The sequence below is a fragment of the Phreatobacter sp. genome (genome assembly GCF_052440005.1).
In the GTDB taxonomy this organism is placed as follows: domain Bacteria; phylum Pseudomonadota; class Alphaproteobacteria; order Rhizobiales; family Phreatobacteraceae; genus Phreatobacter.
In genome coordinates this window covers 35,852-49,744 of record NZ_JBQVQL010000025.1, presented here as the reverse complement: position 1 = coordinate 49,744, position 13,893 = coordinate 35,852, and the positions used below count along the sequence as shown (strand labels likewise).

Annotated in this window: 12 protein-coding genes; 5 read left to right on the top strand and 7 right to left on the bottom strand. The window is 69.3% G+C overall.

Annotated elements, in window-relative coordinates; genetic code table 11:
- Window positions 1–237 (top strand): hypothetical protein (locus ACT6XY_RS08640; protein WP_444747930.1); only part of this gene is annotated, 237 nt, incomplete at its 5' end.
- Window positions 238–241: 4 nt separating this feature from the next.
- Here ACT6XY_RS08640 and ACT6XY_RS08635 read toward each other — a convergent pair.
- The 7 genes from ACT6XY_RS08635 to ACT6XY_RS08605 all read right to left on the bottom strand — a co-directional run bounded on the left by ACT6XY_RS08635 (window position 242) and on the right by ACT6XY_RS08605 (window position 9,480).
- Window positions 242–2,791 carry a DUF3772 domain-containing protein gene (locus ACT6XY_RS08635; RefSeq protein ID WP_444747929.1) on the bottom strand — a complete coding sequence of 850 codons (2,550 nt, stop codon included), beginning with the start codon at window positions 2,789–2,791 and terminating at the stop codon, window positions 242–244.
- A gap of 72 nt (window positions 2,792–2,863) precedes the next feature.
- Window positions 2,864–4,831 (bottom strand): AsmA family protein, encoded by a 1,968-nt coding sequence (locus tag ACT6XY_RS08630; protein WP_444747928.1) that lies wholly within the window; start codon window positions 4,829–4,831, stop codon window positions 2,864–2,866.
- A gap of 205 nt (window positions 4,832–5,036) precedes the next feature.
- The gene (locus ACT6XY_RS08625; protein ID WP_444747927.1) at window positions 5,037–5,696 is read right to left on the bottom strand and encodes a 3-oxoacid CoA-transferase subunit B; all 660 of its coding nucleotides are present in this window, start codon (window positions 5,694–5,696) and stop codon (window positions 5,037–5,039) included.
- Window positions 5,697–5,710: 14 nt separating this feature from the next.
- The gene (locus tag ACT6XY_RS08620) at window positions 5,711–6,418 is read right to left on the bottom strand and encodes a CoA transferase subunit A (RefSeq protein ID WP_444747926.1); all 708 of its coding nucleotides are present in this window, start codon (window positions 6,416–6,418) and stop codon (window positions 5,711–5,713) included.
- A 141-nt stretch (window positions 6,419–6,559) separates the two neighbouring features.
- Window positions 6,560–7,846 (bottom strand): TRAP transporter large permease, encoded by a 1,287-nt coding sequence (locus ACT6XY_RS08615; protein ID WP_444747925.1) that lies wholly within the window; start codon window positions 7,844–7,846, stop codon window positions 6,560–6,562.
- Window positions 7,843–8,352: a TRAP transporter small permease gene (locus ACT6XY_RS08610; protein ID WP_444747924.1), complete on the bottom strand. Its 510-nt coding sequence runs from the start codon at window positions 8,350–8,352 to the stop codon at window positions 7,843–7,845. Before ACT6XY_RS08610 ends, ACT6XY_RS08615 begins: the two co-directional genes overlap by 4 nt.
- A gap of 72 nt (window positions 8,353–8,424) precedes the next feature.
- On the bottom strand, window positions 8,425–9,480 hold the full coding sequence (locus tag ACT6XY_RS08605; protein WP_444747923.1) for a DctP family TRAP transporter solute-binding subunit: 1,056 nt from the start codon (window positions 9,478–9,480) through the stop codon (window positions 8,425–8,427).
- A 369-nt stretch (window positions 9,481–9,849) separates the two neighbouring features.
- On the opposite strand from ACT6XY_RS08605, the gene ACT6XY_RS08600 reads away from it, so the two are divergent.
- Genes ACT6XY_RS08600 through ACT6XY_RS08585 form a run of 4 tightly spaced genes read left to right on the top strand, consistent with a single transcriptional unit; the run spans window position 9,850 to window position 13,871 of the window.
- On the top strand, window positions 9,850–10,704 hold the full coding sequence (locus tag ACT6XY_RS08600) for an ABC transporter ATP-binding protein (protein ID WP_444747922.1): 855 nt from the start codon (window positions 9,850–9,852) through the stop codon (window positions 10,702–10,704).
- Entirely contained in the window at window positions 10,704–11,588 is an 885-nt protein-coding gene (locus ACT6XY_RS08595) for a branched-chain amino acid ABC transporter permease (protein WP_444747921.1), read from the top strand. Before ACT6XY_RS08600 ends, ACT6XY_RS08595 begins: the two co-directional genes overlap by 1 nt.
- Complete coding sequence (locus tag ACT6XY_RS08590) at window positions 11,588–12,631, top strand: branched-chain amino acid ABC transporter permease (protein WP_444747920.1); 1,044 nt, start codon at window positions 11,588–11,590, stop codon at window positions 12,629–12,631. Before ACT6XY_RS08595 ends, ACT6XY_RS08590 begins: the two co-directional genes overlap by 1 nt.
- Window positions 12,632–12,689: 58 nt before the next feature.
- Window positions 12,690–13,871: an ABC transporter substrate-binding protein gene (locus ACT6XY_RS08585; protein ID WP_444747919.1), complete on the top strand. Its 1,182-nt coding sequence runs from the start codon at window positions 12,690–12,692 to the stop codon at window positions 13,869–13,871.
- The last annotated feature ends 22 nt before the right edge of the window (window positions 13,872–13,893 follow it).

The following is a 13,893-nucleotide window of genomic DNA, read 5'->3' as shown; positions in this document are numbered from 1 at the left end:
GCGCACCAGCAGGCCCAGCGCGGCTACGCCCCCCGGAGCACTCCTGCCAGGGCCGCCGCGCCTGCGGCACCTGCCGGCGAACCCCTCCAGCTCGCCGCCATGACGGCGGCGACCGCGCCTGCTCCCGGACCGGCGCGGCGTTCGGTGCTCGGCATCCCGCTGCCGCGCCTGCCCTACGAGGAGACGGTCACCGGCTCGCTGGTGCGGGCGCGCGACACCCTGCGCAGTCTGTTCTGAGGCGTCAGCGCGCCGGCTTCGCCCCGGTCGGCTTCCCGGGCGCATCCCGCAGGGGCGCCTCCGGGGCGGGGCCCGGCTCCAAGGGATCCTTCGGCGGCTCGGCCTTGCTCTGCACCGACTGCACCGGCGGCGCGATGATGATGCCGTGCTGCCGGAAGCGGGAGAGGATCGTCAGTTGCAGGTCGGAGCGCGTCGTCAGCGCATATTCGACGTTGGTGACGACACCGCGCAGCTCGAACTCGAGGCCGTTGTCGCCGAACCGCATCAGGAACACCCGCGGCGGCGGGTCCTGGACGATGTAGCGGCTCTCGCAGGCTGCCGCGATCAGCTGGTCGCGCACGATGTCCGGATCGGAATCGTAGGCCACCCGCACGGCGATGGAGATGCGGCTCAGCGTGTTGGACAGCGTCCAGTTCTTGACCACGCCGGTGATCAGCTCGGCATTGGGCAGGATCACCGTGGCGCGGTCGAAGGTCTCGATCTCCGTCGAGCGCACCGAGATCTTGCGGACGTGGCCCTCCTCGCCCTTCACGACGATGGAGTCGCCGACCCGGATGGGGCGCTCTGCCAGCAGGATGAGGCCGGAGACGAAGTTCTGCACGATCGACTGCAGGCCGAAGCCGATGCCGACCGACAGGGCGCCGGCGATGATGGTGATGTTGGAGAGGTCGAGCCCGATCTGCCGCAGCACGACGCTCGCCACCAGCGCGAAGGCGGCGTAGCCGACGATGGTGGCGACCGAGTTCTGCAGGCCGGAATCCATCCCCGTGCGCGGCAGCACCTTCTCGCGCAGCCAGCTCATCACCGCGCGCACCATGAGGATGCCGACGGCGAGGATGACGCTGGCCCCGAGGAGGGTCACGGCGAGGGAGCGGAGCTCGGCGAAGCGGACGCCGAAGAGCGCGTCCTCCAGCGAGGCGCCCGCGCCGCCGAAGCCCCAGGGTCCGAAGACCGCCAGCGCCGAGGCGATGAGGATGATGACGTGCAGCGCGCCGCCGAACAGCGTGCCGATCAGGTCGAGCCGGTCAGGCCGGATGCCGATGGCGGCGGAGAGCGAGCGGCCACGCACGGTCGAGGGCCCGAACCATTCGGCGATGATGGCGTCGATGAAGGCGAGCACCATCACGGTAACTGCGGCGATGACCACCGACCCGGCGATGCGGCTGGCGAGGAAGCCCGCGAGCGCGGTGAAGCCGGCGACGAGCGCGACGGCGATGGCGGCGATGGCGATCCACAGCGCCGGCCGGGTCCAGGCCCAGGGCGGCGGCGTGATCGCCGGGCTCGCCTCGGGGACGCCGCCGTCCTCGCTGTCGACGGGGCGCTCGGTGGTGCCGCGCAGAAACAGGAAGATGACGACGCAGATGCCAATGGCGCTCAGCCCGGTGATGAACACCGTGACGGCGACGGGGGCGATCATCACCCGCGCGAAGGCCAGCGCGACGGCGGTGGTGGCGAGGATCCAGGCCGCCATCCGCACCGAGGCGAACAGGGCCTCGGCGAAGGGGTCCGGCAGGTTCACCAGACGATAGGCCGGAGCCCCCGGCGCCATCACCGCCTGCATGACGCCGCGCGTCACCGACACGATGAGCACGGCGACGAAGAGCGCAAAGGGAATGGGCTGCGCCCGCGGCAGGACGAGGTCGAAGTTCTCGATGATGAGCAGCGGGGTCGCCGCCAGGATCGGCACGACCAGCGATCGCTCGAGGGCGGTGCGGATCGCCGCCTTGACCGCCGCCAGTCGCGAGGCGGGGACGTCGGCGGGCGTGGCGTAGAGCCCGTAACGGCGGGCCTGCCGGTAGATCCAGAACAGGATGACGGCGACGATGACGCCGAGGCCGCTGGCCGCCGCGATGCGGCTGATGCCGGCGACCTCGGTCAGGTGGTGCCACCAGTCCTCGGCGAGATAGCGGGCCGACAGGCCGAGCCGCGGCAGCGCCTCCGACAGCTGGATCCAGAAGCGCGGATCGACGATCGGCACCGAGCGCTCGAAGAGCTGGGCCGTGAAGAGCTGGCGGCGCCGGTCGGTAATGCGTTCGCCGAGCTGGTCGAGGCGCACCTGCTGGACCTTGAGGGCCTTGACCCGCGAATCGAGTTCGCCGACCACCCGCGTCTGCTCCTCGCGCTGCTGGCGCGCCTCGGCCGGTTCGCTGGCGCCTTCCGCCGGCTTCGGGCCGAGCTGGGTCAGCCGGTCGCGCGCCTCGGCGAGCCGCGGCTCGATCTGGCGGACGGCTTCGCCGAGGGCGTCGCGCACAGGGTCGAGACGGCCGCGCAGCCCGCCCAGTTCCCCGTCGCCGAGCTGGCGCTCCAGCGTCGCCTCCACCTGGTCGAGCACAGTGCGGGCCGAATCGAGCACCGTCTGCGCGGCGGCGGCGGCGGGCAACAGCGGTGCCGCGGCCGCTGGAGCCGCCGGTGTCGCGGCCGGGGCCGTCGGCGTCTGGGCGAGGGCGGAAAGGGCCGGGGCCAGCGCGAGGGCGGCGAGGACGGCCAGCATCGCGAGGCGGGTGCGCCCGGACGTGAGGCGCGAGAGGAAGGACGGTGTCGGAGGGCTGTGCATGGCGACTCGAGGCGGGCGGAGGGCAGCGGAGCATGGCACGGCTCCACGCGCGGTGGAGCCGCCGGGCGTCCGCTACGGCCGCAGCGGCGGATAGGGGGCGTATGACGAGGAGGAGGAGGACGGCACCGGCGCGGACTCCGCCTCGAAGCCCGCCTGCCGGTTGATGGCGTCGAGCACGGCCCGCAGGGCATCGCGGTCGCGGGTGATGTCGCGCAGCGGCGCGGCGGCCCCGGACCGGCGGATCAGGATCTGCGGGTCGGGCAGGATGAAGGGGTCGTCCCACGAGCCCTGCACCACGAAGGGCAATTCGAAGTCGCCCTCGCCCGGCCGCGGGGTGGCCGTGGCGGTGCGCTTCAGCGTGGCGATGCCGCGCATGTCGAGCTCGCGGGTCGGCAGCTGCGCCGAACCCTCGACGTTGACGCGCACCATCTGGCCGTCGAGCGTCATGTCGGTGGTGGTGGCGACGCCGCCGATGACGCGGACCGTCGCGGCGATGCGCTCATAGGGTGTGCGTCCGGAGCGCGCGTCGGCGCCGACGATGGACAGCGGCCGCCGCTCCAGCCGGCGCAGGATCGCCTCGGCGTTGAAGCCGTGGACGGCGCCCTCCACGGCGGTGAGGGTGATCTGGCCGTTCGCGGTGCGGGCGAGATCGGCCATGCTGCCGCCGCGCGCCTCGAGCCCGAGCTGGATGTTGGCCGTGCCGTCGAGCCGGCGGAAGCCGAACCACTCGCCGAGGCCGAGGCCGAGCTGGCCCTTTTGCACGGTCAGCGAAGCCCTGACGTCCATGTTCTCCCCGGCGGGCGATACCACCAGTGCCCCGCTGAGGATGCCGCCATAGGCCTGCGCCTCGCCCAGCGTCACGGCCAGCCGGCCGTTGCGCGCCGTCAGCGCCGCGGCCGAGCGGCCGAACTGGGCGCCGCCGACGACCAGCTCGCGCGCCGATACGCGCAGGTCGATGTCGATGGTGGAGACCGCCGAGAGGTCGATGGGCCGGCGGCTCCAGCCGCGTGCGTCGTCCGGCGCGAGATTGAGATCGCGGAAATAGGTGGTCGCGACGAAGCGTCCGGCATCCAGCGTGCCGCGCACCTGCGGCCGGGTGCCCTCGAAGCTCACCGACAGCGCGCCGTCGGCGACATTGCCGTCGAGCTCGGCATTGACCTTGGTGAAGGCGAGCGAGTTCGGCAGCACCTCCACCTGGCCCTTCAGGGCATAGGCGCCGAGCGAGGGGCCGACGCCGGGGTTCTGGCCGATCCAGCGCAGGAAGCCGCGCAGCGACGGGCCCTCCAGCGTCAGCGCGCCGGCGGCGGTGACGGTGTCGCCGTTGGTGAGGGAGCCCTCGAAGCCGCCGCGGACCGGCCCCGAGGCGAAGCGCATCTTGAGGCCGGTGGGCTCGGCGACGAAGAGCGCCTGCGGCCGCGCGAGGACCGCGTTGACCTCCATCGGCTCGCCGTTGACCGTCAGCTTGCCGGTGATGTTGGCCTGGCGGTCGGCACCGGGCCAGGAGACGGCGAATTCGATGCCGGAGATGTCGAAGCTCTGGCCGCTCTTGCCGTCGTTCACCGTCGCGGTGCCGTCGGCGATGCGGAAGTCGGTCAGGCCGCCGCGCCGCTGCCGGGTCGCCTCGCGCAGCCGCTCGAAGGCCTTGTCCCAGTTCGACGCGCCGTCGGCCGCGACCTGCACGGCGATGCGCGGCCGGATGAGCGTGTAGTCCGACACCGCGACGCTGCCGAACAGCAGCGGGAACAGGCGCAGCGCGCCCACCACCGCGTCGGCGCGGGCCGGCGGTTCGCCCGTGCCGGCGTCACCCTCGCCGAAGCGCACGTCGTTGAGGCGGATGGACAGCTGCGGGATGACCGCGACGGCGATGTCGCCGCGGATCGTCACCGGCATGCCGAGCCGTGCGCTCAGCTCGGACACCACCGTGCGCCGCACGGTCTCCACCGGCAGCAGCACGGGCACCAGGGCGAGCGTTCCCGCAAGCCCGAGCATGGTGGCGCCGACGACGATCGCGATCCGGCGGATGGGTGGAGCAAGGCTCAAGCGCAGCGGTCCCGATCCCGGCCTGGCCGCCCCCGATAGGGCGGACCATGAGGTGTCACAATCCTGAAGAGCCCGGGACCATGGAGAGGCGACATGGCATTTCGATGGCCGCAAACCGTCCCGATCATGCCTGACGCGGCGCGGCAATGGCAATGGTAGCGGAGGGTGACGGAAGGCCGCTGCGGCCTCCCGTCCCGCCTTGAGGTCAGGCCGCGGCGGCGAGGCCCGGGGCGACCTGGAAGCTTGCCTCGGTATTGGCCTTGATCTCGTCGAGGGTCACGCCCTCGGCGATCTCGAGCAGCGTCATGCCGGTGCCGCCCTTCTTGTCGATGGCGAAGACGCCGAGGTCGGTGATGACGAGGTCGACGACGCCGGCGCCGGTGAGCGGCAGGTTGCAGCGCTTCAGGAGCTTCGGGCCGTCCTTGGCCGAGTGCTCCATGACCACCACCACCTTCTGCACGCCGGCGACGAGGTCCATCGCGCCGCCCATGCCCTTCACCATCTTGCCCGGGATCATCCAGTTGGCGAGGTCGCCGTTCTCCGCCACTTGCATGGCGCCGAGGATCGACAGGTTGATGTGGCCGCCGCGGATCATGGCGAAGCTGTCCGAGGACGAGAAGAAGCTCGTCGTCGGCAGTTCGGTGATGGTCTGCTTGCCGGCATTGATCAGGTCGGGATCCTCCTCACCCTCATAGGGGAAGGGGCCCATGCCGAGCATGCCGTTCTCCGACTGGAGCTGCACGTTCATGCCGGCGGGGATGTGGTTGGAGACGAGCGTCGGAATGCCGATGCCGAGGTTCACGTAGAAGCCGTCGCGCAGTTCCTTGGCGGCGCGGGCGGCCATCTGGTCACGGGTCCAGGCCATGGTCTCGTCTCCTCTCAGGCCGCCTTCGGGCGGGTGGTCCGCTGCTCGATGCGCTTCACGGCATTGGGCACATGGACGATGCGCTTCACGTAGATGCCGGCGGTGTGGATCGCGTCGCCGTCGATCTCGCCGGCCTCCACCAGATGCTCGCACTGGACGATGGTCATGCGCGAGGCGGTGGCCATCATCGGGTTGAAGTTGCGGGCCGTCTTGCGGAAGACGAGGTTGCCCTCCTTGTCGGCCTTCCAGGCGTGGACCAGGGAGATGTCGGCGAAGAGGCCGCGCTCCATCACATAGGTCTCGCCGTCGAACTCGCGGACCTCCTTGCCCTCGGCGATCACCGTGCCGACGCCGGTCTTGGTGAAGAAGGCCGGGATGCCGGCGCCCCCCGCCCGGATGCGTTCGGCCAGCGTGCCCTGCGGGTTGAACTCGAGCTGCAGCTCGCCGGAGAGGAACTGCTGGGCGAAGAGCTTGTTCTCGCCGACGTAGGACGAGATCATCTTGGCGATCTGCTTGGTCTCCAGCAGGATGCCGAGGCCTGCCCCGTCGACGCCGGCATTGTTCGAGATGACCGTGAGGTTCTTGGCGCCCGAATCGCGCACCGCCTCGATCAGCACGTCCGGAATGCCGCAGAGGCCGAAGCCGCCCGACATGATCGTCATGCCGTCCTTGATCTGGCCGGCCAGGGCCTCCCTGGCGGAGGTATAGACCTTTGAACTCATCGCGTATTCGCCTCTCAGCGGGCCTCGACGGCCTCTGGTGAACCTGTGCCGCAGCCGGTTGCAGCCGACCGGCGGACAATGGTGGATTTTCCGCAGTGCATCAAGGATGAACCGCTCGTCAGGTCGCGCCGTGCCGCCCGCCTAGAGCCCCAGCACCCGTGGCAGCCACAGGGCGAGGTCCGGCACCGCCGCCACCATCGCCATGGCCACCGTCATGGCGCCGACCATCCAGATCACCCAGGGGATCGTCGCCTCCATCGGCACCCGCGCGATCTTGCAGGAGACCATGAGGTTGACCGCCACCGGCGGGGTGAACTGCCCGATGGCGATCATCATGGTGAGGATGACGCCGAACCAGACGAGGTCCCAGGAGAAGGAGTTGGCGATGGGGATGAGGATCGGCAGCAGGATCAGGTAGATCGAGATGCCGTCCAGGAACATGCCGACGACGATGAGCAGGATGACGAGCAGCGCCAGGGTTCCGGCCCCGCCGAGGCCGAGCCCGACGATGGCGTCGGCGATCGGCTGGACGATGCCGAGCGTCGAGATGGACCAGGCGAAGACCGAGGCGAGCGCCACGACGATGAGGATGACGGCGGAGAGCTCGCCCGCCTCCACCAGCATCTCGTAGACGTCGCGCAGCGTCAGCGTCCGGTAGACGAAGAAGCCGATGAACAGGCCGTAGGCGACCGCTATCACCGCCGCCTCGGTCGGCGTGAAGGCGCCGATGCGCATGCCGCCTAGGATGATGACGGGGGCCATCAGCCCCCAGATCGCCTCCTTGAACGTGCCCCAGATGGTCAGCGCATCGCTGGTGGTGCGCGTCTTGCCGCCGAAATCCTTCAGCCAGGAGATGACGAGGATCGGCACGATGATGGCGAGGCCCGCCAGGATGCCCGGGATCATGCCGGCGGCGAAGATGGCCGGGACGGACACGCCGGGCACCATCACCGCATAGATGATGAAGGCGATGGAGGGCGGGATGAGGATGTCGGTGGCCGCCGCCGCGCCCACCGTCGAGGCGATGAAGGCACGGGGATAGCCGTCCTTCACCATGGAATCCGTCACCACCTGGCCGACCGCTGCCGAGGTCGCCGGGCCCGAGCCGGAAATGCCGCCGATGACCATGGCGACCAGCACCGAGACGGTGGCGAGCGCCCCGCGTCCGGCCCCGACGAGGGCGGTGGCGAAGCGCACCAGACGCAGCGCGACACCGGTCCGGTCGAAGACGGCGCCGACCAGCACGAACATCGGGATGGCGATGAGCGGATATTTGGCGATGCCGGCATAGACGTTGGTCGGCATGGCCATGATGCTCTGCCCGGCGAGCCAGATGGCGAGGGCACCGGCGAGGCCGAGGGACACGCCGACCGGCACCGCGGCGACGAGCATGAGAACGAAGGCGGCGAAGAGAACGAGGGCGGTCATGCGTCTTCACCCCGGGCGAGCCGCACGATGCGGCCGGCGGCCCGCGCGATCACCGCGATGGAGAGAAGCGGCAGCATGCCCGTGTAGAGCCATTGCGGATTGCCGAGGCCGGGCGAGAGGACCTCGAAGCGGTACTCGTCCCAGGCGAGTCGCCCGCCATGGACGAGGAGGATGCCGAAACAGATGATCACCAGGACCAGGGCGCCGATCTCGCAGGCCCGCCAGCGCGCCGGCGTCATCCCGTCGACCAGGACGCCGATGCGGATGTGCCGCCCGGTGGCGATGGCCAGGGACGAGCCGATCATCGTCACCACCACCATCAGCACCACCGAATATTCCTCGGTGAAGGCGAAGGAGACGTTGGTGAGATAGCGCACCACCACGTTGCCGAAGGTGATCAGCGCCATGGCCGCCATGGCGGCGGCGATCAGGATTTCCTCGAGCCGCAGCGGCACGCGGGTCTTCGGGGACGGCGGCGGCGCCGTGGGGTCGCGGTCGACGGGCAAGGCGGGATGCTTTCGGCAGAAGAACGCAGCCGGCGGGGGACCGGCTGCGTCGCGTGTGGCGGGTTGCGAGGATCAGCTCGCGGCGTTCGCTGCGGCCTCTGCCTTCTTGACGAGATCGGCGCCGACCTGCGCCGCCCACTTGTCGAAGACGGGGCGCGTCGCCCGGGCGAAGGCGCGCTTCTCCTCGGCCGTCAGCGTCACCGTGGCGACGCCCCGCTTGGCGAGCTCCTCAATCGACGACTTGTCGTTGGGGTCGAGCACGCCGAGGCCCTTGCGGGTGGCGCCGATCTGCACCTTGGCGGCGTCCCGCGCGCTCTCGCGGACGATCTCCTTGTCGGCCGCCGAGAACGTGTCCCAGACCGGCTTCGCGACATGGAAGAGGCCGGCGTCGACGCAGTAGTTCCAGATGGTCATGTGCTTCTGGGCGAGCGCGTCCATCTTGAGGCCGAGGAACAGGTTGACCGGGTTCTCCTGGCCGTCCACCGCCCCGGTCGAGAGCGCCGGCTGCAGGTCGGCGAAGGACATCTGCACCGGATTGGCGCCGAGGCCGTTGTAGATGTCGGCGAAGATGGCGCCGGCGGCGAAGCGGATCTTCAGGCCGCGCAGGTCCTCCGGCTTCTGGATCGGGCGCTTGGAGTTGGACAGCTCGCGGAAGCCGTTCTCGCCCCAGGCCAGCGGCACCACGTCGCGGCTCTCCATCACCTTGAACAGCGCCTGTCCGACCTCGCCGTTGACGATGGCGTCGAAGGCCTTGTGGTTCGGCATCAGGAAGGGCAGCGAGAAGATGTTCATCTCGCGCACCTGCGGCGAGATGTTGATGGTGGAGGACACCGTGAAGTCGATGATGCCCTGGCGCATCGCCACGAGCTCGCGGGTCTGGTCGCCGCCGACGAGCTGCGAGCCCGGATAGACCTTCACGTTGATGCGGCCGTTGGTGCGCTGGGTCACCATCTCGGCCCACTGGAACGCGCCTTCCGACAGCGCGATGGGCCGGTTGCCGACGACCGAGAGCTTGTATTCGGTCTTCAGCGTCTGGGCCTTCGAGACCCAGGGGGCCATGACTGCGGCGCCGATGCCGGCCACCGCGACGCGCCGCGTGACGGCGAAACCTTTTGTGCGCTCCGACATGGTGCGCCTCCTTCCCTGTGTGCGTTTCTCTCGACGTCCGGACGTCTGCGGTCCGGTATGGTGCGGGATCATGGGACGAGGGCAGGGGCGCTGGCAAGAGCCGGCGACGCGCCGTTCGTCCCATGCGGGGCGCGTCGACGCTGGCCGGGCTCACCCGATCGGGAGAGCCGAAATGCCGGTTTCGGCGCCACTGCGACGCTTCGCCATCCTCCGAAGGGCTGAATCCGGCCGATTTGGCTCCGGATCGCATTGACCTCGCCGTACTCATGCGTAGGTTCTGAGCCGGTTCGGGCCGCGCGCCCGGAGAAGGAACGCATCGGTGCCCGAAGACGGCTGAAGCCGCGGGGCACCCCAGGGGAGGAACTGGCGGTGTCGCCATTGCATCCGGCCGCGCCCGTGCGGCCGCCAGCCGCTCGTCTCGACGTCGAAAACCTGTCGCTGCAGTTCGGCGGCGTGAAGGCGCTCGACGGTATCGACCTTCACGTCGCGCCCGGCTCCATCACCGCGCTGATCGGACCCAACGGCGCCGGGAAGACCTCGGCCTTCAATTCCATCTCCGGCTTCTACAAGCCGAAGACCGGCACGGTGAAGCTCGACGGCGAGGACATCACCGCCGTCCCCGCCCGCGACCGGGCGAAGCTCGGCCTCGCCCGCACCTTCCAGAACATCGCGCTGTTCCGCGGCATGACCGTGCTCGACAACATCAAGCTCGGCCGCCACGCCCACCTGACCGCCGGCGTGTTCGACGCCTTTCTCTACTGGGGCAAGGCCAAGCGCGAGGAGATGGAGCTGCGCGCCGAGGTGGAGCGCGACGTCATCGACTTCCTCGAGCTCGACCACATCCGCAACGTTCCCGTGGCGATCCTGCCCTACGGCCTGCAGAAGAAGGTCGAGCTTGCCCGTGCCCTCGCCATGCGCCCGCGCATCCTGATGCTCGACGAGCCGGTGGCCGGCATGAACCGCGAGGAGACCGAGGACATGGCCCGCGCCATCCTCGATGTGCGCGAGGAATGGGGCGTCACCGTCCTCCTCGTCGAACACGACATGGGCATGGTCATGGACATTTCCGACCATGTCTGCGTGCTGAACTTCGGTCGCCGCATCGCCGCCGGCACGCCGGAGGAGGTGCGCAACAACCCGGACGTCATCAAGGCCTATCTCGGTTCCTCCGGCGATCCCCGCCGCGCGGCCGAGGGCAGTGCCCCCGTCGGCGAGGTGGCGTGATGGCGATCGAATTCATCGACATCGTCGAGACGAGCCTCGCCGGCCTCGGCACCGGCTCGCTCATGGCGCTCACCGGCGTCGCCTTCGTCATCATCTACAAGGCCACCAAGGTCATCAATCTCGCCATCGGCGAGATGCTGATGATCGGCGCCTTCGTCTTCTACGGCTTCTCCGCCGGCCTCGCCCTGCCGATCTGGGCCTCGGTGCCGCTGACGCTGGCGGTTTCCGCCGTGATCGGCGGGGTCATCGAGCGGACCATGATCCGCCCGCTCCTGAAGGACAATCCCGTCTCCGTCTTCATGGTGACGATCGGCCTGACCTCCGTGCTGATCGGCGTCGTCGAGCTCATCTGGTCGGCCGAGCCGCGCCGCCTGCCCGAGTTCCTGCCCTCGCAGCCGATCATCATCGCCGACGCCTTCATCCCCTCCAAGACGGCCTATTCCTTCTTCATCGCCGCCGCCGCCATGGCGGTGCTGATCACCGTCTTCTCCTTCTGGCGCGGCGGCATTGCGCTTCGCGCCACCGCCACCGACCGCGCCGCCGCTTCTTCAGTCGGCATCGACGTACCCGGCGTCTTCTCCTTCTCCTGGATGCTGGCGGCGACCGTCGCGGCCCTCGCCGGCATTCTCGTCGGCTCTGTCGGCGGCATCTCCTCGGCCATGGGCCTGTTCGGCCTCTCGGTCTTCGTCGTGGTGATCGTCGGCGGCCTCGATTCCATCCTCGGGGCCCTCATCGCCGGCCTCTTCATCGGCTGGCTCGAGGCCATGGTCGGCCGCTTCCTCGGCGGCGAGTTCAAGCTCCTCGCCACCTTCTCCATCCTGCTCGTGGTTCTGGTCGTGCGGCCTTATGGCCTCTTCGGCACGCATGAGATTGAGAGACTCTGATGCGCGTCGGGACCGCCAAGGAGAGCTACGCGGCCGACGAGGGCCTGTTCAAGACCGACACCCAGAAGGTCTGGTTCGCCCTGCTCCTCGCCGCCCTCGTCCTCTATCCGCTGCACGGCTCCAACTACTGGATGTTCCTCGCCGTGCTGGTGATGATCAACGTCATCTCCACCACCGGGCTCAACATCCTCACCGGCTATACCGGCCAGGTGAGCCTCGGCCACGCCGCCTTCATGGCGGTGGGCGCCTATACGGTCGCCTTCTTCGACGGCCGCTTCGGCACGCCGGTGCTGCTCAACCTCGTCCTGGCGGGCGCTGTCGCCGCCGGCATCGGCTACCTCGTCGGCCTGCCCTCGCTGCGCATCAAGGGCCTCTACCTCGCCATCGCGACGCTGGCGGCCTCCGTCATCCTCGGCTTCGTCTTCCTCAACTGGACGCCGGTGACCGGCGGCCTGCGCGGCCTCAACGTGCCGACCGCCCGCATCGCCGGCATCGAGCTGGCGACGCCGGACCGGCTCTACTGGCTGGTCATGCCCATCTGCGTGGTCATGGTGCTGGCGGCCAAGAACCTCTTCCGCACCCGCGTCGGCCGCGCCTTCATCGCCATCCGCGACCGCGACATCTCGGCGGAGATCATCGGCATCTCCCTGTTCAAGTACAAGCTGATGAGCTTCGCCATCTCGTCCTTCTATGCGGGCGTCGCCGGCGGGCTCTGGGCCTATCTCTTCCGCGTCGTGACGCCGGAGAGCTTCCCTGCTCTCGCCTCGATCTTCTTCCTCGCCGCCGTCATCGTCGGCGGGGCCGGCACCATCGTCGGCGGCATTTTCGGCGCCGTCTTCATGACGCTGATCCCGGAATTCCTGAAGCTGTCGGCCACCGCCCTCGTGCCCTGGTTCCCCGACGCCTCCATCTATCTCGCGCCGGTCCGCAACATCATCTTCGGCCTGCTCATCATCGGCTTCCTCATCTTCGAACCCATGGGGCTCGCGGAGATGTGGCGCAGGACGCGCCGCTACTTCGCCCTCTGGCCGTTCAGGACGTGAGCCCAACACGAAAAGAACCGCCGTCAAGGCGGGACCCAAACCCTCTGAGGAGACACCCATGACCCGTCTGACCCGCCGTGCATTCCACCAGCTCGGCCTCGGCGCCGCCCTCGTCTCGACGGCCTCCGGCCGCGCCTTCGCCCAGGCCCCCGAGCTCGTCATCGGCGCCGCCAACCCCATGTCCGGCGTCTTCGCCTTCGCCGGCGTCGAGGGCTTCGAGGGTGGCCGCGACCACTTCGAGTTCGTCAACAAGAACGGCGGCGTCGCCGGCCGTCGCATCCGCTACGTCAACGAGGATTCCGGCTACCGCGTCGACAACGCCGTCGCCATCTTCACCCGCATCACCTCGCAGCATCAGACGCCGGTCTTCTTTGGCGACTCCACCGGCTTCCAGAAGGCCATCAATCCGGAGCTGAACCGCCGCGGCACCACCGTCATGGCCGGCGCCTCCTTCGCCTCCGAGATCGACAACCCGCAGGCCTTCCCGAACCAGTGGATCCCGGGCCCGAACTATTCCGACCAGATGCGCGTGCTGCTGCGCTACATCGCCGCCCAGAAGAAGGGCGCCTCGGTCGTCTTCGTTCATTCCGACACCGAGTTCGGCCGCGATCCCATCGCCGCCGGCGAGGCCGAGGCCAAGCGCCTCGAGCTCAACCTCGTGGAGAAGATCGTCACCCAGCCGGGCTCGGTCGACGTCTCCGGCGATGTCCTGAAGATCCGCCGCCGCAACCCCGACTACGTCATCTTCCACGGCTACGTGCTGCAGCCGATCCCCGAGTTCATGGCGCAGGCCCGCCAGGCCGGCATGACCTCGAAGTTCATGGGCACGTTCTACTCCACCGACACCGTGCTGATGAACCGCGCCGGCGCCGCCGCCGACGGCTACATGGGCGTCTCCGCCTACAACTTCGACCCCGCCGCCAAGGGCGCGCAGATCGAGGCGATCCGCGCCGCCAATGTCGGGAAGACCCGCACCCACGCCTATTACCAGGGCTGGACCAACGCCATGCTGGCCATCGAGGTGCTGAAGCGCACCCTCGCGGCCAACGAGGAGCTGAACGCGGTCAACATGATGAAGCACGCCCGCTCCATCAAGAACTACGACACCGGCGGCGTCGTCGGCGTGCCGATCACCATGACCGGCAACTCCTTCCCGCACGGCCGCGTCTACCAGTACAGCGCAGCCGACAAGATGCTGAAGCCGGCGTCCGACTGGATCACCATCTCCGCCGGCTCCTGATATCGGCCGGGGCGGCCGCGCC

Excerpts from the sequence above, each read along its gene's own strand:
- ACT6XY_RS08635 (WP_444747929.1), bottom strand. The coding sequence starts at position 2,791 with ATGCACAGCCCTCCGACACCGTCCTTCCTCTCGCGCCTCACGTCCGGG.
- ACT6XY_RS08625 (WP_444747927.1), bottom strand. The coding sequence starts at position 5,696 with ATGGCCTGGACCCGTGACCAGATGGCCGCCCGCGCCGCCAAGGAACTG.
- ACT6XY_RS08620 (WP_444747926.1), bottom strand. The coding sequence starts at position 6,418 with ATGAGTTCAAAGGTCTATACCTCCGCCAGGGAGGCCCTGGCCGGCCAG.
- ACT6XY_RS08615 (WP_444747925.1), bottom strand. The coding sequence starts at position 7,846 with ATGACCGCCCTCGTTCTCTTCGCCGCCTTCGTTCTCATGCTCGTCGCC.
- ACT6XY_RS08605 (WP_444747923.1), bottom strand. The coding sequence starts at position 9,480 with ATGTCGGAGCGCACAAAAGGTTTCGCCGTCACGCGGCGCGTCGCGGTG.
- ACT6XY_RS08595 (WP_444747921.1), top strand. The coding sequence starts at position 10,704 with ATGGCGATCGAATTCATCGACATCGTCGAGACGAGCCTCGCCGGCCTC.
- ACT6XY_RS08590 (WP_444747920.1), top strand. The coding sequence starts at position 11,588 with ATGCGCGTCGGGACCGCCAAGGAGAGCTACGCGGCCGACGAGGGCCTG.
- ACT6XY_RS08585 (WP_444747919.1), top strand. The coding sequence starts at position 12,690 with ATGACCCGTCTGACCCGCCGTGCATTCCACCAGCTCGGCCTCGGCGCC.